Consider the following 24,723-nt stretch of genomic DNA (forward strand, 5'->3'; position numbering starts at 1 on the left):
ATGGCAGCCTCTGTGATGACGCAGAACACACACAGTGTCGAGAACCTGCGCCAATAGCGCAAGCCGCAAATGAAAAGGCCGCGCCCCCCTTTCGGGTGAGCGCGGCCTGTTTCGTTCAAGCGATCAGCGCTTGTCTTCGACCTTCCATGACTTGCCGTCGAAGAAGGCTTTCCAGCCCGTAGGCTTGCCTTCCACTTCGCTCTGCACGTACTGCTCCTTGGTCTTGCGGCTGTAGCGGATAACGGTCGGGCGGCCATCCGGGTCCTTGATCGGCGCATCGAACAGGAAACTGTACTTGGGATCGATCTCATCCTTGTGCGGGATGATTTCCAACACCAGCGGTGCACGTGTCTCGCGGTTCTTCGGGAACTGGCTGGCGGCCAGGAACAACCCCGAGGCACCGTCGCGCAGCACGTAGGTGTCATTGACCTTCTCGCACTTGAGCTCGGGCATCTTCACCGCGTCCATCTTGGGCGGCGCCGCCTCACCGCTCTTGAGCAGCTTGCGGGTGTTCTTGCACTCCGGGTTGGTGCAACCGAAGAACTTGCCGAAACGGCCGGTCTTGAGCTGCATCTCGCTGCCGCACTTGTCGCACTCCAGGCTCGGGCCTTCATAACCCTTGATGCGATAATTGCCTTCTTCGATCTCATAGCCCGGGCAGTCGGGATTGTTACCGCAGATGTGCAGCTTGCGCTTCTCATCCAGCAGGTAGGCGTCCATGGCCGTGGCGCAGATCGGGCAACGGTGCTTGGTCCGCAGGATCTGCGACTCCGATTCACCCTCATCGTCGGCAGCAATTTCGTCGCCGGGGATCAGGTTGATGGTGGCCTTGCAGCGCTCCTTGGGCGGCAGCGCATAACCCGAGCAACCGAGAAACACGCCAGTGGAGGCGGTACGGATCATCATCGGACGGCCGCATTCACGGCAGGCGATATTGGTCAGCGTTGGCTGGTTGGCGCGCATGCCACTGTCGGCTGCACCGGCCACGTCAAGCTTGGTCTTGAAGTCACCGTAGAACTCGTCGAGCACGTTTTTCCAGTCGCGCTCGCCGTGCGCCACGTCATCGAGGTTCTCTTCCATCCCGGCGGTGAAGCCGTAGTCCATCAGGTTGGAGAAGCTCTCGGACAAACGCTCGGTGACGATATCGCCCATCTTCTCGGAATAGAAGCGGCGGTTGTGCAACGCCACATAGCCACGGTCCTGGATGGTGGAAATGATGGCGGCATAGGTCGATGGGCGACCAATGCCGCGCTTTTCCATTTCCTTGACCAGGCTGGCTTCGGAGTAGCGGGCCGGCGGCTTGGTGAAGTGCTGGGTAGGATCGAGCTTGATCAACTTGAGCACTTCGCCCTGGTTCATCTCGGGCAGTACATCGTCATCGCCCGGCTTGCTCATCTGTGGCAATACTCGGGTATAGCCGTCGAACTTCAGAATGCGGCCCTTGGCGCGCAATTCGAAGTCGCCAGCCGCCACGGTGACCGTAGTCGACAGGTATTGAGCCGGTGGCATCTGGCAGGCCAGGAACTGACGCCAGATCAGCTCGTACAGGCGCTCGGCATCACGCTCCATGCCGCTGAGCTTGCTCGGATGGGTATTGACGTCAGAAGGACGAATCGCTTCGTGCGCCTCCTGAGCGCCCTCCTTGCTGCCATAGACCACAGGCGCTTCGGGCAGGTACTTCTTGCCGAACTCTTTTTCGATGTAGGCACGCGCCATGTCCACGGCGTCGGTCGACAGGTTGGTCGAGTCGGTACGCATGTAAGTGATGTAGCCGGCTTCGTACAGACGCTGGGCCATCATCATGGTTTTCTTCACGCCGTAGCCCAGACGATTACTGGCGGCCTGCTGCAACGTCGAGGTAATGAACGGTGCCGACGCCTTGCTGCTGGTCGGCTTGTCCTCGCGCTTGACGATGCTGTAGCTGGCATCCTTGAGCTTGGCCAGCGCACCCATGGCGTGCGCCTCATTGAGCGGCTTGAAGGCCTCGCCCTTCTCGCGGGCCACTTCGAAGCGCACCTTGGCGTCCTTGGCGGTGCCCAGGTCGGCGTGCACTTCCCAGTATTCTTCCGGTATGAAGGCGCGGATCTCGCGTTCGCGTTCCACTACCAGCTTGACGGCCACCGACTGCACACGGCCAGCGGACAAACCGCGGGCAATCTTCTGCCACAGCAGCGGCGAGACCATGTAGCCCACTACCCGGTCGAGAAAACGACGGGCCTGCTGGGCATTGACGCGATCGATGTCCAACTCGCCTGGCTGGGAGAAGGCTTCCTGAATGGCTTTCTTGGTAATCTCGTTGAACACCACACGCTTGTAACGGGTGTCGTCACCACCGATGGCCTCGCGCAGGTGCCAGGCAATGGCTTCCCCTTCGCGGTCCAAGTCCGTCGCGAGATAGATGGTGTCGGCATCCTTGGCCAGACGACGCAGTTCGTCGATGACCTTTTCCTTGCCGGGAAGGATCTCGTACTTGGCCTTCCAGCCGTGCTCTGGGTCGACGCCCATCCGCGCGACCAGTTGCTTGCGCGCCTTCTCCTTGGGCGTCAGGACCGGCCCTTCGGCAGCCGCCGCCTTGCCACGCTTGGCGGCAGGCTCTTTGCTGGCGCTAGCCGAACCGCTGGTGGGCAGGTCTCGGATATGGCCGATACTCGACTTCACCACGTACTGGTCGCCCAGATACTTGTTGATGGTCTTGGCCTTAGCCGGGGATTCCACAATGACCAGCGATTTGCCCATGGATCGGAAGATTCCTGAATTCTTGAATGAAAGGCGTGCGGTGCCTTGCGAGGCCCCGCTATATATAGTGGCGAGAACGTGAGGTCAAGCGCCGAGGCTCAAGCGGTCGGCGAGGTAGCCAAGGGAAACAGGCTCGCTTCGGCTCGCACCAAAGCAAAGCGCGGCACGCGCTCGCCGTCAACCTCGACCGACTCCAAAAACATGCTCAGAGGCCTTACCCACAGCCCGAATTCGCCGTAGAGGGCCTGGTAGAAGACCACTTCCTCTTCGCTCTCGGAATGGCGCGCAACACCGTATACACGGTACTCGGGGCCTTTGTAGTGACGATAAAGCCCTGGCTGTAATTGCATGCTGCGCCTCGCTTGAAAAAAAAATCCGAAAAAAACAAAACCGGGGCACTGGGCCCCGGCTCTTTTACCACACCCGGCTCAGACTCGCTCGAACACCGTAGTGATGCCCTGGCCCAGGCCGACACACATGGTCGACACGCCGAAAGTCCCGCCATTCTGCTTCATGACGTTGAGCAAGGTACCGGAAATCCGCGCACCCGAGCATCCAAAAGGATGGCCCAACGCGATAGCGCCGCCGTGCAGGTTAACCTTCTCGTTCATCTTGTCGAGCACTTTCAGATCTTTGAGCACCGGCAGCGCCTGTGCGGCAAAGGCTTCGTTGAGCTCGATGAAGTCGATGTCGGCGATCGACAGCCCCGCCCGCTTGAGAGCTTTCTGAGTTGCCGGAACCGGGCCATAGCCCATGATCGCCGGGTCCACACCGGCCACTGCCATCGAGCGAATGACGGCCAACGGCTGAATCCCCAGGTCCTGGGCGCGCTGGGCCGACATCACGATCATGCAGGAGGCACCGTCAGTGATCTGCGACGAAGTGCCGGCCGTGACCGTGCCACCCTTTGGATTGAAAGCCGGCTTGAGTGCCGCCAGGCTTTCCAGGGTGGTGTCGGGACGAATGGTTTCATCGTAGTCGAAGACCTTGATGAAGCCGTTCTCGTCGCAGCCCTGCATGGGGATGATCTCGTCCTTGAACTTGCCTTCCACCGTCGCCTTGTGTGCGAGCTGATGGGAGCGCAGGCCGAAGGCGTCCTGCTGTTCGCGGCTGATGCCATGCATCTTGCCGAGCATCTCGGCCGTTAGGCCCATCATCCCCGATGCCTTGGCAGCGTACAGCGACATGTGCGGGTTGGGATCTACACCGTGCATCATGCCGACATGGCCCATGTGCTCGACCCCGCCAACGACGAAGACGTCACCATTCCCGGTCATGATTGCCTGGGCCGCGGTGTGCAATGCGCTCATGGACGAGCCGCACAGACGGCTGACCGTCTGGCCTGCCGCGGTATGTGGAATCTGGGTCATCAGCGACGCCATGCGGGCGATGTTCCAGCCCTGCTCCAGGGTCTGGTTGACACAGCCCCAGATCACATCCTCGACTTCTGCCGGATCGACCTTGGCATTGCGCTCCAGCAATTTGCTGATCAGGTGCGCCGACATGTCTTCGGCGCGGGTGTTACGGTGCATGCCGCCTTTGGAGCGGCCCATCGGTGTGCGCCCGAAGTCGACGATCACCACGTCTCTAGGATTCAAGCTCATAGGTCATTCACCCTTGTTCTGTACGTTGGCGGCTTGACCGAAAAAGGTCTGGCCTTTGCTGGCCATCTCGCGCAGCTTGTCGGTGGGGTGGTACAGCGCCCCCAACTCGGCGTAGCGGTCGGCCAAGGCAACGAATTCAGCCACACCGATGGAATCGATATAGCGCAGCGCGCCGCCGCGGAACGGAGGGAAACCAATGCCATATACCAGGCCCATGTCGGCCTCGGCCGGCGTTTCGACGATGCCGTCTTCCAGACAACGGACGGTCTCCAGGCACAGTGGGATCATCATCCAGTTGATGATGTCTTCGTCGCTGACTTCGCGCTGTTCATAGATGACGGGCTTGAGTACGTCCAGAGCCGCTGGATCGGCAACTTTCTTCGGCTTGCCGCGCTTGTCCATTTCGTAGGCGTAGAAGCCCTTGCCGTTCTTCTGACCCAGGCGGTTGGCGTCGTACAGCGCGTCGATGGCCGAACGGCGGTCATCCTTCATGCGATCGGGGAAGCCTTCGGCCATGACGTCGCGACCATGATGGCCGGTGTCGATACCGACCACGTCCATCAGGTAGGCAGGGCCCATGGGCCAGCCAAACTTCTCCATGACCTTGTCGATGCGCACGAAGTCTACCCCGGCGCTGACCAGGCGGGCGAAGCCGCCAAAGTACGGAAACAGCACACGATTGACCAGAAAGCCCGGGCAATCGTTGACCACGATGGGGTTCTTGCCCATTTTCTTGGCGTAGGCCACGGTGGTTGCTACCGCCACTTCGCTGGACTTCTCGCCACGGATCACCTCCACCAGCGGCATCATGTGCACGGGATTGAAGAAGTGCATGCCCACGAAATTCTCCGGGCGCTTGAGGGCCTTGGCCAGCAGGCTGATGGAGATGGTCGACGTGTTGGAGGCCAGGATCGCGTCGTCCTTGACCTGGCTTTCGACCTCGGCCAGCACGGCTTGCTTGACCTTGGGGTTTTCGACCACGGCTTCGACGACGATGTCGACATGGCCGAAATCGCCATAGGACAACGTCGGGCGAATGGCATTGAGTGCCTCGGCCATCTTGGCCGGAGTCAGGCGACCTTTTTCGACGCGATTGCCCAGCAGCTTGGACGCTTCGGCCAGGCCCTGCTCGATGCCCTTCTCGTTGATGTCCTTCATCAGGATCGGCGTGCCTTTGACCGCCGACTGGTAAGCGATGCCACCGCCCATGATGCCAGCACCCAATACCGCCGCCTGGCTGACATCGCGCGCTACTTCGTCGTAGGCCTTGGCCTTGCGCTTGAGCTCCTGATCGTTGAGGAACAAGCCGATCAGGCTCTGCGCAGCCGAAGTCTTGGCCATCTTGGCGAAACCGGCAGCCTCGACCTCGAGGGCCTTGTCCCGGCCGAAATTGGCAGCTTTCTGAATGGTTTTGATGGCTTCGACCGGTGCCGGGTAGTTAGGCCCAGCCTGACCCGCGACAAAGCCCTTGGCGGTTTCGAAGGCCATCATCTGCTCGATGGCGTTGAGCTTGAGCTTTTCCAGCTTGGGCTGGCGCTTGGCGACGTGATCGAACTCACCGGCCACTGCACGCTTGACCAGATCCAGCGCAGCATCCAACAGCTTCTCGGGAGCCACCACGGCATCGACTGCGCCGACTTTGAGCGCGTCGTCCGCAGCGTTTTCCTTGCCGGAGGCAATCCACTCGATGGCGTTGTCGGCACCGATGATCCGCGGCAGACGTACCGTACCGCCGAAACCCGGGTAGATGCCCAGCTTCACTTCCGGCAGGCCGATCTTGGCGGCGCTGGACATGACGCGGTAATCGGCAGCCAGACACATTTCCAGGCCACCGCCCAGCGCGATGCCGTTGATGGCAGCAACGGTCGGCACGCCCAGGTCTTCGAAGTCGCTGAAGATACGGTTGGCTTCCAGATTGCCGGCGACCAGTTCGGCTTCGGGCAGCTTGAAGTTTTCAACGAACTCGGTGATATCGGCCCCGACAATGAAGACGTCCTTGCCGCTGCTGACGATCACACCCTTGATCGAGGCATCGGCCTTGATCGCGTCGACAGCCTGGCGCAGTTCATTGAGGGTAAGACGGTTGAACTTGTTGACGGACTCACCCTTGAGGTCGAAGCGCAGTTCGACGATACCGCTTTCAAGAGCCTTAACCGTGATGGCTTTACCTTCGTAAATCATCAACTGATCTCCAAGAGATGGAAGCTGGACCGTACACCGCGGACGCTGGCTGAAAGGGGGCGGTACATAGCCGCCGCTCTCCGTAGCCAGGCGTACCCGTCAGCGTGCTGGTCGGGATTGTGCGAACGCCAAGGAAAAACGCTCGATTCATACGCCCGTTTGATTTGGGTGTGTGTACCTTCACGGAATTCCCGGAAATTGTCAAATGCCGCGAAACCCCGCGAAAACGCGACCTTTCGGTCATTTATTGAATGGCAATGTCTGAATACGACACATCGCCCCGGCGGACGTTCATGCGACAGCCTGCCGCAGGGCCAAGACAGCCTCAGGCACAAGCTCGGCAAGAAGATAAATTTAATTTCAGGAGGATTTTTCGATGGCGTGAGGTTATAGTCAGCGCGCAACAACCTGGCACACGCAACGCCGTTGCGCACCAACTGTGCCCACAAAATTACCGGCCTGCCTGGCCAACCCCAGCCCGACGCTTCCTATCGGGCTTTTTAATGCCCGCCATTTATATCAGGCGAGTGCTCTGAGCACTGCTGCAATATCTTGAAGCACCTTTTCATCGCCCTTTTCGCCCCAATACAGGGCTATGAGCTGCGGACCGGCTTCAATCTTGTAGACGTTGGCAGGCAGCGTGGCGAGATGCTTGAGCAGGGGTGCATCGGTACACACCTCGCGCCATTGATTGAGCCAAACGCCTGGCTCGGTCTGCCAGTAACACCAGCACGGCGCCTGGCCCGCACGCCGTGGCCGATGATACTGGGCACAGGGATTGGGTGGCTCGAGCGGCAGCCAATGGGGCCATTCCTGCGGGACCAGTTGCATGGCCAGGCCAATGCGACGGGCCTCCATGCGCATGGCCATGCGCCCGCTCTGGCTGCGCGACGGCCGCAGCCATACCATGGGGCTGAGAATCACCGCAAGGATTGACACCACTATCAAGATCGTCATAAAGAGTGCACCCACAAAACGTTTTAAATGAGCCGGTTACGCTTGTTCATGACTCGGCCGCTTGAAACAGTCCATACTCAAGCTATCGCAATCGTCAGGAGTGCTTCTCATGCCCTACCAACACATTCTGGTCGCCGTCGACCTCACCGAAGAGTGTGACCCGGTCATCAAGCGGGCCAGAGAGCTGGCGGTGAGCAATGGCGCCAAGCTGTCTCTGGTGCATATTGTCGAACCCATGGCCATGGCATTCGGTGGCGACGTGCCAATGGACCTCTCGCAACTGCAACAACAGCAGTTCGATCAGGCCAAGGAGCGCCTGGAAACGCTGAAGCTCAAGTACCCGGACCTGGTGGTTGGTGATTGCCACCTGACCTACGGCCAGCCGCGCCAGGAGATTCACAACCTGGCGAAGAAGTCGGAGTGCGATCTGGTGGTTGTCGGTAGCCACGGCCGCCACGGGCTGGCGTTGCTGCTGGGTTCGACCGCCAACGACGTGCTGCATGGCGCGCCTTGCGACGTATTGGCGGTGCGGTTGGTCAAGGCCAAGGAGTGAGATCGCAGCCCTCTCCCTGAGGGCATACGTCGATCCCGGAGGGCCGGGGGTGAAGAGGCCAATCACCAGCCACCCCCTGCCCTACCCCCGATCAGGCGTCCAGTTCAGCCCACCGCTCCACCATCACTTCCAGCTCAGCCTGCATCGCTTCCAACCGCGCAATCACCGCGGCAGTTTCCGTCGCCGGACGCTGATAGAAGCCCGCATCTGCCATCTCCGCTTCCACGGCAGCGATCTGCTGCTCTTTCTCGTCGATCTGGCCCGGCAAGGCTTCCAGCTCGCGTTGCAGCTTGTAGCTGAGCTTTTTCTTGGCAGGCGCGGCAGCGGGCTCGACCACAGGTGCCGGCTCAGGGGCTTGCACCACCGCGCTGTTGAGCTCGGCCTTGCCGGACTTGTTCTCGGTAACGCCCAGCAGCTTCGGCGAACCGCCCTGACGGATCCAGTCCTGATAGCCGCCGACGTACTCGCGCACCTTGCCCTCGCCTTCGAACACCAGGGTGCTGGTGACCACGTTGTCGAGGAATGCCCGGTCGTGGCTGACCATCAACACGGTGCCCTTGAAACTGGACAACACTTCTTCGAGCAGTTCGAGGGTTTCCACATCGAGGTCGTTGGTCGGCTCGTCGAGTACCAGCAGGTTGGCTGGTTTGCTGAACAGCTTGGCCAGCAGCAAGCGTGCACGCTCACCCCCGGACAGGGCCTTGACCGGCGTCCGCGCCCGCTGCGGGCTGAACAGGAAATCGCCCAGGTAGCTCAGCACGTGGCGACTCTGGCCATCGATCTCGATGAAATCGCGGCCTTCGGCCACGTTGTCGATCACGGTTTTTTCCAGGTCCAGCTGATGGCGCAGCTGGTCGAAGTAGGCCACGTCCAGGCGCGTGCCCACGTCCACCGAACCCTGGGTCGGCTGGAGGTTGTCGAGCATCAGCTTGAGCAGGGTGGTCTTGCCGGTACCGTTGGCGCCCAACAGACCGATACGGTCCTCGCGCTGCAGCACCATGGAAAAATCCTTGATCAACGTAGGGCCGCCCGGGTGAGCGAAGCTGACGTTGTCCAGCACCATCACCTGCTTGCCGGACTTGTCGGCCGTGTCGAGCTGGATATTGGCCTTGCCGGTACGCTCGCGACGCTCGCCACGTTCAACGCGCAGTGCCTTGAGGGCACGGACTCGCCCTTCGTTGCGGGTACGGCGTGCCTTGATGCCCTGGCGGATCCAGACTTCTTCCTGAGCCAGGCGTTTGTCGAACAGCGCGTTGGCGGTTTCTTCGGCCGCCAGCGCCGCTTCCTTGTGGACCAGAAAGCTGGCGTAGTCGCCGTTCCAGTCGATCAGGCCGCCACGGTCGAGCTCGAGGATACGTGTGGCCAGGTTCTGCAGGAAGGAGCGGTCGTGCGTGATGAACAGCACGGCGCCCTGGAAATCCTTCAAGGCTTCTTCGAGCCAGGCGATGGCGCCGATGTCCAGGTGGTTGGTCGGCTCGTCGAGCAGCAGCAGATCAGGCTCGGACACCAGCGCCTGAGCCAGCAGCACACGGCGACGCCAGCCGCCGGACAGTTGACTGAGGGTTTTGTCCGCTGGCAGCTGCAGGCGGCTTAGGGTGCTGTCGACCAGCTGCTGCAGGCGCCAGCCATCACGCGCCTCCAGATCCTGCTGAACATGCATCAGCTTGTTCAGGTCTTCGTCGGTGACGATGTTCTGGCTCAGATGATGATATTCGGCCAGCAGGGCACCTACGCCGTCCAGGCCTTCGGCAACCACGTCGAACACCGTCCGCTCGTCGGCCACCGGCAGTTCCTGGGGCAATTCGCCGATCTTCAGGCCCGGAGCTCGCCACACGGCGCCATCATCAGGCTTCTGTACGCCCTTGACCAGCTTCAACATGCTGGATTTACCAGTGCCGTTGCGACCGATGATGCACACCCGCTCACCACGGGCGATCTGCCAGGACACCTTGTCCAACAACGGCATAGCGCCGAAAGCAAGGGACACATCGCTGAATTTGAGCAGGGTCATGAGCTTCTCCAAAAACCGGGCGCGCATTCTAACTGACTTTTGCCCTGGCAGGCCGTAAGCGGTAATAAAATGAATAACCCTGAACGCTTTCATACCGACCGCCCGAGAGGCTAAGCTAGACCATCACCGTAGTGCTGGCGCCGCCGACACTTGCCACGTTTTTCTGCCCGGAAGTCCCATGCGCAGTCGCCTGTTCAGCTTGTTGTCGTGCATTGCCCTGTCAGCCTCCACCGTTGCTGGCGCCCAAGCGGGCGACCTGCCCTTGCAGCGCCAGTATTACGATGAAGCCAAGCGCGCCCTGGCCAAGGGCGACAGTGGTCCGTACATGCGTTACGCGCCCATGCTGCAGGATTACCCGCTGGAGCCCTACCTGGCCTACGACGAACTCACTGGCCGGTTGAAAACCGCCAGCGACGCCGAAATCGAAAAATTCCTCGCCGAACACGGCGACCTGCCCCAGGCCAACTGGATGAAGCTGCGCTGGTTGCGCCAACTGGCTGACCGCGGCGACTGGGCACCTTTCGTCAAGTACTACGACCCCAAGCTCAACTTCAAGGAACTGGACTGCCTGTACGGCCAGTATCAGCTCACCAATCCCACGCTGCGCGCCGAAGGCTACAAGAACGCCGACCAGCTGTGGCTGACGGGCAAGTCGTTGCCGTCGGCCTGCGATGCGCTGTTCCAGCGCTGGGCCGCTGAAGGCCAGTTGACCGAACAGAAGCGCTGGGAGCGGGCCAAGCTCGCGGCCCAGGCGCGCAACTACCCGCTGGCCAATATCCTAGTCAGGAGCCTGACCACACTGTCCAGCCAGGGCAGCCTGCTGCTGGACGTGGCGCAGAAGCCGGAGCTGCTGAACCAGCCGGGGCGCTTCATGCCGGTGGATGAGGCCATGTCCGATGTGGTCAGCCTCGGCCTGCGTCGACTCGCACGCCAGGACCCGGAGCGCGCCATGGAGCTGCTCGATGCCTACGCCAGCAGCATGCGCTTTTCGGCTGCTGAGAAAGTCGCCATTGCCCGCGAGATCGGCCTGACCCTGGCGCGGCGCTACGACCCTCGCGCCCTGGACCTGATGACCCGCTACGACCCGGACCTGCGCGACGATACGGTCACCGAATGGCGCCTGCGCCTGCTGCTGCGCCTGGGCCGCTGGCAGGATGCGTACGACCTGACCAAACGCCTGCCCAAGGACCTGGCCGAGACCAACCGCTGGAAGTACTGGCAGGCGCGCAGCCTGGAACTGGCGCAGCCGCAAAGCCCCCAGGTGCCATTGCTGTACAAAGCGGTGGCCAAGGAACGTGATTTCTATGGTTTCCTGGCCGCCGACAGGACGCAGACGCCCTACTCGCTGAACAACAAGCCGTTGGTGATGAGTCAGGCGCTGGTCAACAAGGTTCGCACCACTGCAGGCATTCGCCGCTCTCTGGAGCTGTATGCCCGCGGCCAGATCGTCGACGCACGCCGTGAGTGGTATCACGTCAGCCGGCATTTCAACCGCGACGAGATGGTGGCCCAGGCCAAGCTGGCCTACGACATGCGCTGGTACTTCCCGGCCATCCGCACCATCAGCCAGGCTCAGTATTGGGATGACCTGGATATCCGCTTCCCCATGGCGCACCGCGACACCCTGGTGCGCGAGGCCAATGTGCGCGGATTGCATACCAGCTGGGTATTTGCCATTACCCGTCAGGAAAGCGCTTTCATGGACGACGCCCGTTCCGGTGCCGGTGCCATGGGGCTGATGCAACTGATGCCGGGCACCGCCAAGGAAACCTCGCGCAAATTCAGCATTCCGCTGTCTTCGCCGCAACAGGTTCTGGACCCGGACAAGAACATCCAGCTGGGCGCTGCCTACCTCAGCCAGGTGCATGGTCAGTTCAACGGCAACCGGGTGCTTGCTTCGGCAGCCTACAACGCGGGCCCAGGGCGCGTGCGTCAGTGGCTCAGAGGCGCCAACCACCTGAGCTTCGATGTGTGGGTGGAATCGATCCCGTTCGATGAGACCCGTCAGTACGTGCAGAACGTCCTGTCCTACGCGGTCATCTATGGCCAGAAGCTCAACGCGCCGCAGCCCGTGGTCGACTGGCACGAACGCTTCTTCGACGATCAGTGAACCTTCACCGGCAGCGGCTTGCGCCGCTGCCGAGTCGCTTCACTCCAGCACCTGCACTGGCATTCCCACTTCGATCACCCCTGTCCCATCACACACCAGGTTCTGCCCGAACATGACGTTGCCGTCCTGTTCGCGGTAGGTCTTGAGCGTGGTCAGCGGCTCACGATCGGCGCTGCGTTCGCCGGTTCGGGGGTCCAGAGTCGTCAGGATGCAGCGCGAGCAAGGCTTGAGCACGCGAAAGTCCAGGGAGCCAATGCGAATCCGCTTCCAGCCATCTTCGGCAAAGGGGGCTATATCGTCGACGACCAGATTGGGCCGAAAGCGCAACATTTCCAGCGGCCGCCCTACTCGGCTGGACAGATCGTCCAGAGACCCCTGGCCGATCAACAACAACGGAAAGCCATCGGCAAAGGCCACCTTGTCGCCAGCCTCGCCATACCCGGCATCCACCGTCCGCGCCCGCTCTTGAGGCACATAAACCAGTCGCGTGGCCTTGCCGACGAAATCGCTGACCCACTCGGCTGCCTCGTCACCGGCGTCGGGCACGCGCAGGGTGTCCTGCCAAATAGTCACGCCGCGCAGCTCACCGTGCTCCGGCACCTTCACCTGCAGGGAGGGGTACCCCGCAGCGGTCAATTCCAGGCCATCGTCAGACATCAGCGCGTTGAGCTGGCTCATCCTGGCCACCGCCCGCTGACTAAAGAAACGTCCGCTGGCCGCGTCCACCAGCATCCAGCGGCGATCGCCGGCCAGGCCGAGCGCATCGATCGAGGATCGCTGCAGCGGCTGGCCGATGGCGGACTTCAGGGGGTAGCGATAGAGCGCAGCGAGGCTGGACATGGATGGACTTCCACAGATGAAAAAGGAAGTCTATCCGAACCGGCTGGGCAATAACCAATCAACGCGTCAGCCGCGATCCAACGCCAGGCGCTCGCGCACCACATCGACGAGTTTGTCGGGCTGGAACTTGGAGAGGAAGTTATCGCAGCCGACCTTCTTCACCATCGATTCGTTGAACGAGCCCGACAACGAGGTGTGCAACACCACGTACAGGTCGCGCAGGCGCGGGTCATTGCGGATCTCGGTGGTCAGGCGGTAGCCATCCATCTCCGGCATCTCGGCGTCGGTGAACACCATCAGTAGTTTGTCGGTGAGGCGTTCGCCGCCGTCGGCCCAGGCCTTCAGCTTGTTCAGCGCCTTCAGGCCGTCACTGGCCACATGCATCTTGATGCCCAACTGGGACAAGGTATCGCGTAGCTGGGCAAGGGCAACCGTGGAGTCATCCACCAGCAGCACTTCCCGACCGCGAGCACGGGCCAGCAACGGATCGTCGAGCTTTTCCCGGGAGACGCGAGCGTTGTAGGGGACGATTTCGGCCAGCACTTTCTCCACGTCGATAATTTCCACTAGTTGCTCATCGACTTTGCTGATGGCGGTCAGGTAGTGCTGGCGGCCGGCGCTGGTGGGCGGCGGCATGATGGCTTCCCAATTCATGTTGACGATGCGGTCCACGCCGCCCACCAGGAATGCCTGCACCGAGCGGTTGTACTCGGTGACGATGATGGTGCTGTTGGGCCCCGGCACCAGCGGGCGCATGCCAATGGCCTGGGACAGGTCGATGACCGGCAGGGTTTGCCCGCGCAGATTGACCACGCCGCAGACGTAGGGGTGACGTTGCGGCATCAAGGTCAGCTTGGGCAGTTGCAGGACTTCCTGAACCTTGAAGACGTTGATCGCGAACAACTGTCGCCCGGCCAGGCGAAACATCAGAATTTCAAGACGGTTTGCACCGACCAGCTGTGTACGTTGGTCGACCGTGTCGAGAATGCCCGCCATTGATAACTCCAGAGCCGCGAGAAAAGGTTTGGTTCTGGAAGTTATCGGCCCCAGGCCATGAAACTTGACGATTAGGTGCGGTTAATTGGCGGGCAAGGCTGCACCGCGACTCAGCAGCGGTGAACCCGCGGGCAAATGCACCTTGAGCGCCCCCGGCAGCGCATTGAAGCGCAGGTTTTCACCCCGTAGCGGCTCGCCATCGAGGTTGATGTCCAGGTTTTCCTGGCTGTTGATCTGAACCCAGGGCAGGCGCGCCCGCACAAATAGGTTGTCCAGGCCCAAGCCCCCGGCCAACAGATTCTTCAAGGTGCCCACCACTTCAGTCGGCGCTGGCAGGATGCTGATCTCCAGCAGGCCGTCGTCGACCACCGCTTCGGGGCACAGCTCGTGACCGCCACCGGCCTGCCGGCCATTGCCGATGCCCAGCGCCAGCAAGTCGCCCTCCCAGTGAAAGTCGGGCCCACTGAGAGAACCGTGGGCGGCGCGAAGTTCGCTGAAGCGCGACAGTCCGGTGAACAGATAAGCGGCCCCGCCCAGGACTTTCTTCAGGTCCTCTGAGGTATTGGCCGTGACCTGGCTGCCGAAGCCACCGGTGGCCATATTGAGAAAGATCTGCCCGCCCACCTCACCCAAATCGACGGGCACCGGCGCACGCGCCAGCAGCGCCAAGGCGTTGGCAGGTTCCAGAGGCACACCGGCAGCGCGAGCGAAGTCATTGGCGGTTCCCAGAGGCATCAACGCCAGGCTGGCATCGGTCTTGGCCAACGCCATGGCTTCGGCAACATCACGCAGGGTGCCATCGCCGCCGCCGGCAACGATCTGCCCGTAGCCTTGTGCGAGTGCCTCATCGACCAGCCGCTGGGCATCGCCACCTTCCCAGGTGACACGCACGGCCAGTTCGTGCCCCTGCTGCCGATACTGCTCGACTGCCGCCCGAACGTCTTCGTTCAAGGCTTGCTTGCCGTGCAGGATCAATAAAGCCTTGTGCTCACTCATATCGGGTTCCCCTAGCCATGTATTCGATTCTGCCTGATGTGACCGCGCCAACACGAAAAAAAGCCATGGGCCAAAATTTTTAACCGCTGGTGCATATTCTACTCGCCAACCATTCCTGTTTGCGTTCTACTCGGAGCAACTGGCCACTAGCGCCCAGGTCAATTCTCTCTGATCAACAGCAGTTACCCTGATTAGCCCCCTGCCCACCCTCTTTTCCGGGTGGCGGTAGCATTGCTTTCTTGGTTCGATTTGCCCGTCGCGGCATCCCAAACGTTATCCATTCGTCGCTCCTGCATCCAGCCTGCCTGGTTCTGCGCCCCTCGCGCCCGGGCGTAACACTGGCCGCCACAGACCTTGAGGTTTGCCCCATGACCACACTCGTACCCTGCATCATTGCCGGCGGTGCCGGCACCCGGCTCTGGCCCGTTTCCCGCGAAGCCATGCCCAAGCCGTTCATGCGCCTGCCGGACGGCGAGAGCCTGTTGCAGAAAACCTTCAACCGCGCCGCCGGCCTGCCAGGGGTCGAGCGTGTACTGACCGTGACCAGCCGCGAGGTGTTCTTCCGCACGCTGGATGACTATCGCCAGTTGAACAACACCGATGCCCTGCTCGATTTCATCCTCGAGCCAATGGGCCGCAACACCGCGCCGGCCATCGCCAGCGCCGCGCTGCATGCCGCCAGCCATTACGGTCCCGATGCGCAGCTGCTGGTGCTGCCGGCCGACCACCTGATCCAGGACGTCGCAGCGTTCCAGGCTGCTGTCTCCGCGGCCTCGGCCAAAGCCGAAGATGGCTGGCTGGTCACCTTTGGCCTTGTGCCCAACGCACCGGAAACCGGCTTTGGCTACATCGAACAAGGTGAGCTGATCGGCGACGGCTGCTATCAGGTCGCGCAGTTCCGCGAGAAGCCGGACCTGGCTACCGCCCAGCAATACCTGCAGTCCGGCGGCTATCTGTGGAACGCCGGCATGTTCTGCATGCGCGTGGATACGTTGCTGGCCGAATTGCAGAAACATGCGCCAGACGTGCTGCTCGCCGCGAAGACATGCCTGCAGGTCAGCCACAGCAAGCAAGGCAATCGTGAGTTGCAGATCGAACTGGACAGCAGCACCTTCGCCCTGGCCCCGGACATTTCCATCGACTACGCCCTGATGGAACGCTCCAGCCGGGTCGCGGTGATCCCCTGCCAGATCGGCTGGAGCGACATTGGCTCATGGCAGGCTGTGCGTGAGCTGACCTCGGCTGACGAACAGGGCAACCAGTGCAACGGCGAAACCGTGCTGCACGACGTGCATAACTGCTACATCGACTCGCCGCGACGCCTGGTCGGCGCGGTGGGCCTGGACAATCTGATCGTCATCGACACCCCTGATGCCCTGCTGATCGCCGACGGCACCCGCAGCCAGGATGTGAAATACCTGGCTCAGCAACTCAAACGCCAAGGCCACGACGCCTACCGCCTGCACCGCACCGTGACCCGGCCATGGGGCACCTACACCGTGCTCGAGGAAGGCAAGCGTTTCAAGATCAAGCGCATCGTGGTCAAACCCGGCGGCTCACTGTCGTTGCAGATGCACCACCACCGCAGCGAGCACTGGATCGTGGTCAGCGGTATGGCCAAAGTCACCAATGGTGACGAAGAGTTTCTGCTGGACACCAACGAGTCGACCTTCATCAAGCCGGGACGGGTGCACCGCCTGGTCAACTCCGGGGTCATCGATCTGGTGATGATCGAGGTGCAGAGCGGCGAGTACCTGGGCGAAGACGACATCGTGCGTTTCACCGATATCTACGGCCGGGTCCCGACCGCAGAAATCGCTGACAAAAGCCAGGCCTGACCCGGGGCAGGCGCGCTAGAACAACTCGCCGAAGGGGATGAAGTTGACCCAGTCCCCTTCCACCAGCGTGCAGTTCTCGCGCACCTCGACCAGGCCCTGGGCCCAGGCTGCACTGAGCAGCACGCCGGAGCTCTGGTTGGGATAGATGATCGCGCGGCCGCGCTCCATCCGCCCGCGCAGGTACTCCCGGCGATTGCCTGGCTTGGGCCAGGCAAATCCGGCGGGCACCTGGAACTGCATCGGCGCCACGTCCTGCATGCCCAGACGGCGCAACAGGTAAGGCCGAGCCAGCAAGGTGAAGGTCACCAGAGTGGACGCTGGGTTGCCCGGCAGGCCGATCACCGGCACGCCGCGAAAATGCCCGCAGGTCAATGGTTTGCCCGGCTTGATGGCCAGTTTCCACAACGCCAGCTGCCCCTCTTCACGCAAAGCGATGCCGAGAAAATCGGCTTCGCCTACCGACACCCCGCCCGTGGACAGAATCAGGTCCACATCGCCCAGCGCCGCCAGGCGCGCGCGGGTCTCGTCGAGATCGTCCGGCAATATGCCGGCGTCCACCACTTCACACCCCAATCCCTGCAAGGCACTGCACAACATCTGACGATTGCTGTTGTAGATCTGACCAGGCTGCAAAGGCTGTCCCGGCTCGACCAATTCGTCACCCGTGGACAACACCGCCACCTGCGGCTTGCGCCGCACCCGAACCTGGGCGTGACCCAACGAAGCGATCAGGCCCAGCTCGATGGCCCCAAGACGCGTGCCGGCCGCCAGTACGCGGTCCCCGGCCCGGGTTTCCTGGCCTTTGGGCCGCACGTTCTGACCGGCCCTCAGCGGCTCGGTGAAGCTCACTCGCTGATCGGCCTCGACGCGGGCATTTTCCTGCATCTCGACGCAATCCGCGCCATCGGGCAACGGCGCACCGGTGAAGATCCGCGCGCAGGTGCCCGCCTCCAGTGGCGCGGGTGCCTTGCCGGCGAAGATCTTCTGGCTCACCCGCAATGGTTCGCCCGTCCAGTCCGCCAGGCGCAAGGCATACCCGTCCATGGCGCTGTTGGGCCACGGTGGCAGGTCCAGTTCGGCAAACAGGTCCTCGGCCAGTACCCGCCCTGCACCGTCGCCCAACCGCACGGTCTGGACCTGCTCGATGGGCGCGCTATCGGCCATCGCCAGCAATTGCTCCAGCGCCTGCTCGACGGGCATCAGCGGCTGCGCCGCCGGCAGCTCAGCCACGGCTGACGCAGGGCTCGGCCTGCTTGAGGTGGACAACGAAGTTGCAAGGACGGTGACGGGCATCCAACTGTTCGGCCAGAATGCCATCCCAGCCGGTGCGACAGGCATTGGTGGAGCCAGGCAGGCAGCACACCAGTGTGCCATTGGCCAAACCGGCCAGCGCGCGGGACTGCACGGTCGAAGTGCCGATATCGGCTACCGAGATCTGCCGGAACAGCTCGCCGAAGCCGTCGACCTGCTTGTCGAGCAGGCAGCTCACCGCTTCTGGCGTGCTGTCGCGACCAGTGAAGCCGGTACCGCCGGTGATCAACACCACCTGCACCTGATCGTCGGCGATCCATTGCGCCACCTGGGCGCGGATCTTGTACAGGTCATCCTTGAGCAGTACACGGGCATACAGCCCGTGGCCCGCCGCAGTGAGGCGATCGACAAACAGCTGGCCGGAGGTATCGGTCTCCACGCTGCGCGTATCGCTGACAGTGAGCACCGCAATATTGAGCGGCACGAAAGGTACATCTGCCTTGGCTTTCATTGGCTAGGTCCGGTTGTTTGACGGGATGGACGGTGTTATATCACAGCACCGCCACCGCCGCCCGAGAGCCCCCGATGAAGCCGCTCGACTCACTGCCCGCCTGTTCCATCCTGCTACTGGCGGGAGGGCGCGGACAGCGCATGGGTGGTCAGGACAAAGGTCTGCTGGATTGGCGGGACCGGCCGCTGATCGCCCATCTGCATGAGCGTGTGCGGCCCTTGACCGACGACCTGATCATTTCCTGCAACCGCAACGCCGACAGGTACGCGGCGTTTGCAGACCATCTGGTGCACGATACCGACGCCGATTTTCCCGGTCCCATGGCCGGGATTCTGGCAGGCCTGGCTCAAGCCGCTCACGCCATGCTGCTGGTGCTGCCGTGTGATGTTCCCGCGGTGGACCCGGCCTTGCTCCAGCTGATGCGCGCCACGGCGGCAACGCAACCGGATCGCCCGTTGATGATCCGTCAGGGCGAATTCTGGGAGCCGTTGCTCTGCGTGATCCCGACGCATCACCTCGCTGCGTTCCAGCGCGCGTGGCAGGCCGGTGAGCGCAGTCCACGCCAGGTCATGCTGCAACTTGGCGCGCAGGCGTTGCAATGTCCCGCCGGTGATCCGCGCCTGGCCAACCTGAACACCCCTGACCTGCTCCATGATTGAGGGCCGATCAGGCAACTGCAGCAATGCTTCTGACGAACGGAACTTTGCCGTTGGAACTCACGTCTCAACTCGGTAAAGCCAGTATTCCCATAACGGAGAAACATAATGACTCATCGGATCCTTCCCGCTTTCATGCTCGCTGCAGGCCTGGCAGCCCTCGCCGGTTGCTCCTCGCCTACCGTGATCACCTTGAATGACGGGCGTGAAATCCAGGCCGTCGACACCCCGAAATACGACGATGATGCTGGGTTCTACGAGTTCGAGCAGTTGGACGGCAAAACCACCCGCGTCAACAAGGACCAGGTGCGTACGGTCAAAGAGCTCTGATCCAGAGCGTTGGTATTGATCAGGTAAGGTGATCCCCTTGCCTGCTCAACTTCCGACGGCGGCGAGTGACGCCGATCCGATCGGATTCAGGCGGCAGCCATCGTCGGGCATCGGAGTGTAGCGCAGCCAGGTAGCGCGTCTCGTTCGGGACGAGAAGGCCGCAGGTTCGAATCCTGTCTCTCCGACCAATTCAGCAAAGCCCGCCTAGTGCGGGCTTTGTCGTTGATGGCCCCTGACTAGAAGCCGCCTGTTAGAAATACAGCTTCAGCCGACTCTCAAAGCTGCGCTGCTCGCCCGTGAGTGGATCGTTGAAACGCAAAGCCTGGGCCAGCAACTTCAGAGGGCGGTCGTAATCATCCTCAGCCACCCGAACCAGCTGCGGGTAGAACGGATCGTTGCAGATACTGGCGCCGACGGCCGTCATGTGCACCCGTAACTGATGAGTCTTGCCGGTCACCGGGTTGAGCGCATAGCGCCAGAACGCACCCTGCTTCTCTTCTACGTCCATCCATGTCTCGCTGTTACTGACGCCCTCGGCTTCGCGCATGCGGAAGAATGGCTCGCCGCTCACCAGCCGACTCGTGTGGACGTGGGGGAAACTCACCTCAGGCAGCGCTGGGGCAATCGCCTCGTAGCGCTTTTCGATCTGCCGGGTGGGAAACAGTTGCTGGTAGGCCGTGCGAGTGTCGGGATTGGCGGAAAACAACACAAGTCCGGCAGTGTGCCGGTCAATGCGGTGCAGCGGCACCAGGTGGGGATTGTCCAGGCGCCGGATGAGACGACGCAGCAAGGTGTGCTCGACATATTCGCCGGTAGGGGTGACAGGAAGGAAATGGGGCTTGTCGGCCACCACCAGGTGCTCGTCGACATGCAGGATGGTTTCCTGCGCGGCAATCGGCTTCTCGTTCGGCACTTCGCGAAAATAGTGGATACGCAGGCCCTGCCGGTACGGTTGCAGGGGTCCGATCGGGGTGCCGTCGGCATTCAGCACCCTGCCCCGCTCCATGCGGCTGAGCCACTGCGCGCGATCGATCGCCTGGAAGTGATCGCACAGGCAATCGAGCACGGTATTCCAGGCGCCGGGCGGCAGGCACAGCGTACTGGCCTGAACGGCGGAAGGGTCGAACATGGGGACGGACATGCAGGCTCCGGGGCGATATCAGGCGAAGATTATCGCCCATGGCCCACGACCTGTCATTGCACGTGGGTTATCGCGCGTGGACGGCCTGGGCGGCGTCGGTGAATTCCTTGAGCCAGCGCAGTACGTCCACAGCCTCCCAACGGGTGGGGTCGTACAGCGCGTAAAGCAGGCCTTGGTAGCCGACCACATCCAATGGCCGGTGGAACCCGGCGCGCTGGAACAGCGCTTCGATCTCGGCAAAACAGGTGTTGAAATGCAGCTTGGTGAACGGCGTCTTGCCTTCTGTCACCAAACCATCCAGGCGCAGCTCCAGCACCGCCTCACTGACCACATCCGGGGCCATCCGGTTGACGCTGTATTTCAGTTGCTCGACGTTGACCATGGGGTCATTCTCTTCCCTATACTGTATCTATATACAGCATAAGGCAGCGCTGTTTTCTTCGTCAATCGTCGCAGTGCTCAGCGGTCAGGCAGGCTCGATTCTGGTCGAAGGAAGGTAGCAGGCATTTGCAGTGAACCTTCCGGGCTCGCGGCCCTCGAAACATCCAGACGCCACCCATATGGAGATCAACATGGCCACCAGCACCGCAAAAGTTGCCCAAGAAGTCCTCAAGGCGGATTTTCAGACCTTGATCCGCGACACCGAGAAGCTTCTCGAACACACGGCAACCCTGGCCGGCGATCAAGCTGAAGAGCTTCGCGCGCAGATCAACGAAAGCCTGCTCAAGGCTCGCGAGACATTGCAGCAAACCAAGGAGACTGCCACGGAGCGTGGTCAGGAGGCCGTCGCGGCCGCCGAAGTCTATGTTCAAGACAACCCTTGGCAATCCATCGGCATCGCTGCCGGCGTGGGCTTCCTGATCGGTCTGCTGGCTACAAGGCGCTGATATGTCTGTTCTCGACCCCGATTCCAAAGATAACAGTACGGGTTCTTCATCGCGTCGCCTGGGCGCTGCGGTGTTGGGCCTGCTGCACAGCCATGTCGAACTGTTCGGCATCGAGTTGCAGGAGCAGAAATCGCGCACGGTGAGCCTGTTGCTGTTCGCCGGACTGGCGCTGGTGTTTGCATTGCTGGCACTGGTTGCGCTGTCGGGCCTGATCCTCATCCTGCTGTGGGATAACTACCGTATGGCGGGGATGATCGGGCTGGCGTGCTTCTACGTTCTGGCTGGACTGTTCTGTGCCCTGCGTCTGAAAGCCGCCGTGTTCGACGAATCCTCGCCCTTCAGCGGTACGCTTGAAGAACTGGCCAATGATCGGGAGCGCCTGTTGCCATGAGCCGACCTGAAGCACCCACTACTCAGAATCGCCGCGACATGCGCAAGGCGCTGATTCGCCTACGCATGGAAATGCATCGGCAGGAAATTCGCCACGAGTCTCGCCAGTTGGTGAATCCCCTCACGCGCCTGCGCGGCCTAGGCCAGTCGGTGCAGAGCGGCATGGGCATCAAGCACGCGCCGCTGTGGGGCGTTGCAGGTGTTCTGGTGCTCGGTTTCCTGACCGGCAAGGGCGCCCGAAACGGCGGTACGGGCTCGCTGTCGCGCTTGACCAAGGTTGGCGCCACCCTGCTGCCCCTGATCAAGCTGGCGATGCAAGGCAACGCTCGCAAAGGCTGACCAGCCTTGACTGCTCGGCCCGTGCCTTGCGTGGCGGGCCGACGCAGTAAAGCCTTGCGCGGCGTCACCTGCGCCGCGACACTGGAGCCACACATCGGCCCTGGAGAAATCGCCTTGGATTGGCAAACCCTGCTCACTCGGGAACGGCTCGGCAAAACCGTACACAGTCCGGAAGAACTGGGTCGCACTCCGTTTCACAAAGACCACGATCGGATCATTTTTTCCGGTGCCTTTCGCCGCCTCGGGCGCAAGACTCAGGTCCACCCCGTATCCAGTAATGACCATATCCACACCCGCCTGACCCACTCGCTGGAAGTCAGCTGCGTGGGCCGATCCCTCGGCATGCGCGTGGGCGAAACCCTGCGCGGGCAGTTGCCTGACTGGTGCGAGCCGAGTGATCTGGGCATGGTCGTCCAGTCCGCCTGCCTGGCCCACGACATTGGCAACCCGCCCTTCGGCCACTCGGGCGAAGACGCCATTCGCCACTGGTTTCAACAGGCTGCCGGACGTGGCTGGCTGGATGGCATGAGCGAGGTCGAGCGGCAGGACTTTCTCAACTTCGAAGGCAACGCCCAAGGTTTCCGCGTGTTGACCCAACTGGAGTATCACCAGTTCGATGGCGGTACCCGGCTGACCTACGCCACCCTCGGCACCTACCTGAAGTATCCCTGGACGGCACGCCATGCTGATGCCCTGGGTTACAAGAAGCACAAGTTCGGCTGCTATCAGAGTGAGCTGGGGCTTCTGGAGCAGATCGCCACAAAACTGGGCTTGCCGCAACTTGAAGAGCAGCGCTGGGCGCGCCATCCGCTGGTCTATCTGATGGAAGCTGCGGACGACATTTGCTACGGCCTGATCGACCTTGAGGACGGCCTGGAAATGGAGTTGCTCGACTACGCCGAAGTCGAGTCGCTGCTGCTGGACCTGGTGGGGGACGATTTGCCGGAAACCTACCGTCAACTGGGCCCGGACGATTCACGTCGGCGTAAACTGGCGATACTGCGAGGCAAGGCGATCGAGCATCTGACCAACGCGGCCGCCCGGGCGTTTGTCGAACAGCAGGACGCCCTGCTGGGCGGTCATCTGAGCGGTGACCTGGTGGAGCACATGCACGGGCCGGCCAAGCGTTGCGTGCTCAATGCCAAGGATATGGCCCGCAACAAGATCTTCCAGGACAAGCGCAAAACCCTGCATGAAATCGGTGCCTACACCACGCTAGAAGTGCTGCTCAATGCCTTCTGCGGCGCGGCGCTGGAGCAGCACACCAGTGGCCGCCTGTCGTTCAAGCATCAGCGCATCATGGATTTGCTGGGTCACAACGCCCCTCAGCCTGACTGGCCGCTGCACAAGTCGTTTCTTCGCATGATCGATTTCATCGCTGGCATGACCGACAGCTACGCCGGTGAAATGGCTCGCGAGATGACCGGGCACTCGCACCCGTTCTAGCCGTTCGTGGGCCGCTCTGGCAGGGTGGCCCTGGCCTCGTGAACATGTTCGGGGCATTCATTGCATGACTACTTTTGCACGCGACAATGGCACCGTCCGCTGGACATAAAACGAATTCAAACGATAGTTGACTCTTTTGAATTGCAAGATTCTTGTATTCCATTACGCCAATACTTGTAGGAAATTTCCTATATTGACTGTTTGGCAACTCCATTTATATGCCCTCTCGTTCAACTCCGCTATGGTGCGCGCTTTTACTGGCACGTTCAGGAGAGGCTGCATGCAGACTGTATTCATCATCGATGACCACCCGGTTATCCGACTCGCCGTCCGAATGCTTCTCGAAAACGAAGGCTACTGCGTCGTGGGCGAGACCGACAACGGGGTGGACGCCATGCAGATGATCCGCGAATGTCAACCCGACATGGTCATTCTGGACATCAGCATCCCCAAACTCGACGGTCTGGAAGTACTCACCCGCTTTCATGCCATGAGCGTGCCTTACAAGATACTGGTGCTCACGGCCCAGGCTCCGGCGTTGTTCGCGATCCGCTGCATGCAATCGGGCGCCGCCGGCTTCGTGTGCAAGCAGGAGGCTCTCAGCGAGTTGCTGAGTGCGGTGCGCGCGGTATTCTCCGGTTACAACTACTTCCCCAGCCAAGCCGTGCAGCCGACCCGCGACGATGACGGACAGTTGCACGAACTTGAACTGTTCAAGGCCATCAATGATCGTGAACTGATGGTTTTGCAACTTTTTGCACAGGGCCGCAGCAACAAGGAGATCGCCACCGGCATGTTTCTAAGTAACAAGACGGTGAGCACCTACAAAAAGCGCCTGATGCAGAAACTCCAGGCCGGCTCACTGGTCGAGCTGATCGAAATGGCAAAAAGAAATTCGTTGGTTTGAACAAGCAACGATATCGTCCCATCCGCCAGAACGGCAGTTTACT

At 61.4% G+C, this 24,723-nt stretch carries 23 protein-coding genes and 1 tRNA gene; 11 read left to right on the forward strand and 13 right to left on the reverse strand.

What is annotated here, in order from left to right; translation table 11 throughout:
* Positions 1–123 precede the first annotated feature (123 nt).
* The 5 genes from topA to B3397_RS03840 all read right to left on the reverse strand — a co-directional run bounded on the left by topA (position 124) and on the right by B3397_RS03840 (position 7,478).
* Positions 124–2,736 (reverse strand): type I DNA topoisomerase, encoded by a 2,613-nt coding sequence (topA, locus tag B3397_RS03820; protein ID WP_296247437.1) that lies wholly within the window; start codon positions 2,734–2,736, stop codon positions 124–126.
* Between the two features lie 98 nt (positions 2,737–2,834).
* Positions 2,835–3,086: a DUF1653 domain-containing protein gene (locus tag B3397_RS03825; protein WP_296247439.1), complete on the reverse strand. Its 252-nt coding sequence runs from the start codon at positions 3,084–3,086 to the stop codon at positions 2,835–2,837.
* Between the two features lie 78 nt (positions 3,087–3,164).
* A complete protein-coding gene (gene fadA / locus B3397_RS03830; RefSeq protein ID WP_296247441.1) occupies positions 3,165–4,340 on the reverse strand; it encodes an acetyl-CoA C-acyltransferase FadA in 1,176 nt (391 codons plus the stop codon).
* A gap of 3 nt (positions 4,341–4,343) precedes the next feature.
* Positions 4,344–6,521, reverse strand: coding sequence for a fatty acid oxidation complex subunit alpha FadB (gene fadB, locus B3397_RS03835; RefSeq protein WP_296247443.1), 2,178 nt, complete (start codon positions 6,519–6,521; stop codon positions 4,344–4,346).
* 519 nt (positions 6,522–7,040) lie between these two features.
* Positions 7,041–7,478 carry a hypothetical protein gene (locus tag B3397_RS03840; RefSeq protein ID WP_296247445.1) on the reverse strand — a complete coding sequence of 146 codons (438 nt, stop codon included), beginning with the start codon at positions 7,476–7,478 and terminating at the stop codon, positions 7,041–7,043.
* A 109-nt stretch (positions 7,479–7,587) separates the two neighbouring features.
* On the opposite strand from B3397_RS03840, the gene B3397_RS03845 reads away from it, so the two are divergent.
* Positions 7,588–8,031 carry a universal stress protein gene (locus tag B3397_RS03845; protein WP_296247446.1) on the forward strand — a complete coding sequence of 148 codons (444 nt, stop codon included), beginning with the start codon at positions 7,588–7,590 and terminating at the stop codon, positions 8,029–8,031.
* Between the two features lie 91 nt (positions 8,032–8,122).
* Here the strand turns inward: B3397_RS03845 and B3397_RS03850 are convergent, their stop codons facing one another.
* Positions 8,123–10,042 carry an ATP-binding cassette domain-containing protein gene (locus B3397_RS03850; RefSeq protein WP_296247448.1) on the reverse strand — a complete coding sequence of 640 codons (1,920 nt, stop codon included), beginning with the start codon at positions 10,040–10,042 and terminating at the stop codon, positions 8,123–8,125.
* 178 nt (positions 10,043–10,220) lie between these two features.
* On the opposite strand from B3397_RS03850, the gene B3397_RS03855 reads away from it, so the two are divergent.
* A complete protein-coding gene (locus tag B3397_RS03855) occupies positions 10,221–12,152 on the forward strand; it encodes a transglycosylase SLT domain-containing protein (protein WP_296247449.1) in 1,932 nt (643 codons plus the stop codon).
* A 39-nt stretch (positions 12,153–12,191) separates the two neighbouring features.
* On the opposite strand, the gene B3397_RS03860 is transcribed toward B3397_RS03855, so the two are convergent.
* From B3397_RS03860 to yegS, 3 genes are all read right to left on the reverse strand, one after another.
* Positions 12,192–12,992: an MOSC domain-containing protein gene (locus B3397_RS03860; protein ID WP_296247451.1), complete on the reverse strand. Its 801-nt coding sequence runs from the start codon at positions 12,990–12,992 to the stop codon at positions 12,192–12,194.
* Between the two features lie 66 nt (positions 12,993–13,058).
* Positions 13,059–13,988: a chemotaxis protein CheV gene (locus tag B3397_RS03865; RefSeq protein WP_296247453.1), complete on the reverse strand. Its 930-nt coding sequence runs from the start codon at positions 13,986–13,988 to the stop codon at positions 13,059–13,061.
* Between the two features lie 81 nt (positions 13,989–14,069).
* Entirely contained in the window at positions 14,070–14,984 is a 915-nt protein-coding gene (yegS, locus tag B3397_RS03870) for a lipid kinase YegS (RefSeq protein ID WP_296247455.1), read from the reverse strand.
* 368 nt (positions 14,985–15,352) lie between these two features.
* Between yegS and B3397_RS03875 the strand changes: the two genes are divergently transcribed.
* Positions 15,353–16,822, forward strand: coding sequence for a mannose-1-phosphate guanylyltransferase/mannose-6-phosphate isomerase (locus B3397_RS03875; RefSeq protein WP_296247457.1), 1,470 nt, complete (start codon positions 15,353–15,355; stop codon positions 16,820–16,822).
* A 15-nt stretch (positions 16,823–16,837) separates the two neighbouring features.
* On the opposite strand, the gene glp is transcribed toward B3397_RS03875, so the two are convergent.
* Positions 16,838–18,022: a gephyrin-like molybdotransferase Glp gene (gene glp / locus B3397_RS03880; protein WP_296247643.1), complete on the reverse strand. Its 1,185-nt coding sequence runs from the start codon at positions 18,020–18,022 to the stop codon at positions 16,838–16,840.
* 22 nt (positions 18,023–18,044) lie between these two features.
* Positions 18,045–18,584 (reverse strand): molybdenum cofactor biosynthesis protein B, encoded by a 540-nt coding sequence (moaB, locus tag B3397_RS03885; RefSeq protein ID WP_296247459.1) that lies wholly within the window; start codon positions 18,582–18,584, stop codon positions 18,045–18,047.
* A 74-nt stretch (positions 18,585–18,658) separates the two neighbouring features.
* Here moaB and mobA point away from each other — a divergent pair, with 74 nt between their 5' ends.
* The 3 genes from mobA (at position 18,659) to B3397_RS03900 (ending at position 19,758) form a co-directional block, all read left to right on the forward strand.
* A complete protein-coding gene (gene mobA / locus B3397_RS03890) occupies positions 18,659–19,243 on the forward strand; it encodes a molybdenum cofactor guanylyltransferase MobA (RefSeq protein ID WP_296247462.1) in 585 nt (194 codons plus the stop codon).
* Positions 19,244–19,348: 105 nt separating this feature from the next.
* Positions 19,349–19,570, forward strand: a complete 222-nt coding sequence (locus B3397_RS03895; protein WP_296247464.1) for a YgdI/YgdR family lipoprotein — start codon at positions 19,349–19,351, stop codon at positions 19,568–19,570.
* A 111-nt stretch (positions 19,571–19,681) separates the two neighbouring features.
* A tRNA-Pro gene (locus B3397_RS03900) sits at positions 19,682–19,758 on the forward strand.
* Between the two features lie 62 nt (positions 19,759–19,820).
* Here B3397_RS03900 and B3397_RS03905 read toward each other — a convergent pair.
* Positions 19,821–20,711, reverse strand: coding sequence for a pseudouridine synthase (locus tag B3397_RS03905; protein WP_296247466.1), 891 nt, complete (start codon positions 20,709–20,711; stop codon positions 19,821–19,823).
* Between the two features lie 67 nt (positions 20,712–20,778).
* A complete protein-coding gene (locus B3397_RS03910; RefSeq protein ID WP_296247467.1) occupies positions 20,779–21,093 on the reverse strand; it encodes a transcriptional regulator in 315 nt (104 codons plus the stop codon).
* Positions 21,094–21,283: 190 nt separating this feature from the next.
* Between B3397_RS03910 and B3397_RS03915 the strand changes: the two genes are divergently transcribed.
* From B3397_RS03915 to B3397_RS03935, 5 genes are all read left to right on the forward strand, one after another.
* Positions 21,284–21,598 carry a DUF883 family protein gene (locus tag B3397_RS03915; RefSeq protein ID WP_296247469.1) on the forward strand — a complete coding sequence of 105 codons (315 nt, stop codon included), beginning with the start codon at positions 21,284–21,286 and terminating at the stop codon, positions 21,596–21,598.
* A gap of 1 nt (position 21,599) precedes the next feature.
* Complete coding sequence (locus tag B3397_RS03920; RefSeq protein ID WP_296247470.1) at positions 21,600–21,989, forward strand: phage holin family protein; 390 nt, start codon at positions 21,600–21,602, stop codon at positions 21,987–21,989.
* Positions 21,986–22,327, forward strand: coding sequence for a hypothetical protein (locus tag B3397_RS03925; protein ID WP_296247472.1), 342 nt, complete (start codon positions 21,986–21,988; stop codon positions 22,325–22,327). The genes B3397_RS03920 and B3397_RS03925 overlap by 4 nt, the downstream gene beginning before the upstream one ends.
* Positions 22,328–22,441: 114 nt before the next feature.
* Entirely contained in the window at positions 22,442–23,773 is a 1,332-nt protein-coding gene (locus B3397_RS03930; RefSeq protein ID WP_296247645.1) for a deoxyguanosinetriphosphate triphosphohydrolase, read from the forward strand.
* 280 nt (positions 23,774–24,053) lie between these two features.
* The gene (locus B3397_RS03935) at positions 24,054–24,680 is read left to right on the forward strand and encodes a response regulator transcription factor (protein ID WP_296247474.1); all 627 of its coding nucleotides are present in this window, start codon (positions 24,054–24,056) and stop codon (positions 24,678–24,680) included.
* The last annotated feature ends 43 nt before the right edge of the window (positions 24,681–24,723 follow it).

Origin of the sequence: Pseudomonas sp. UBA4194 (assembly GCF_002379585.1) — a bacterium.
In the GTDB taxonomy this organism is placed as follows: domain Bacteria; phylum Pseudomonadota; class Gammaproteobacteria; order Pseudomonadales; family Pseudomonadaceae; genus Aquipseudomonas.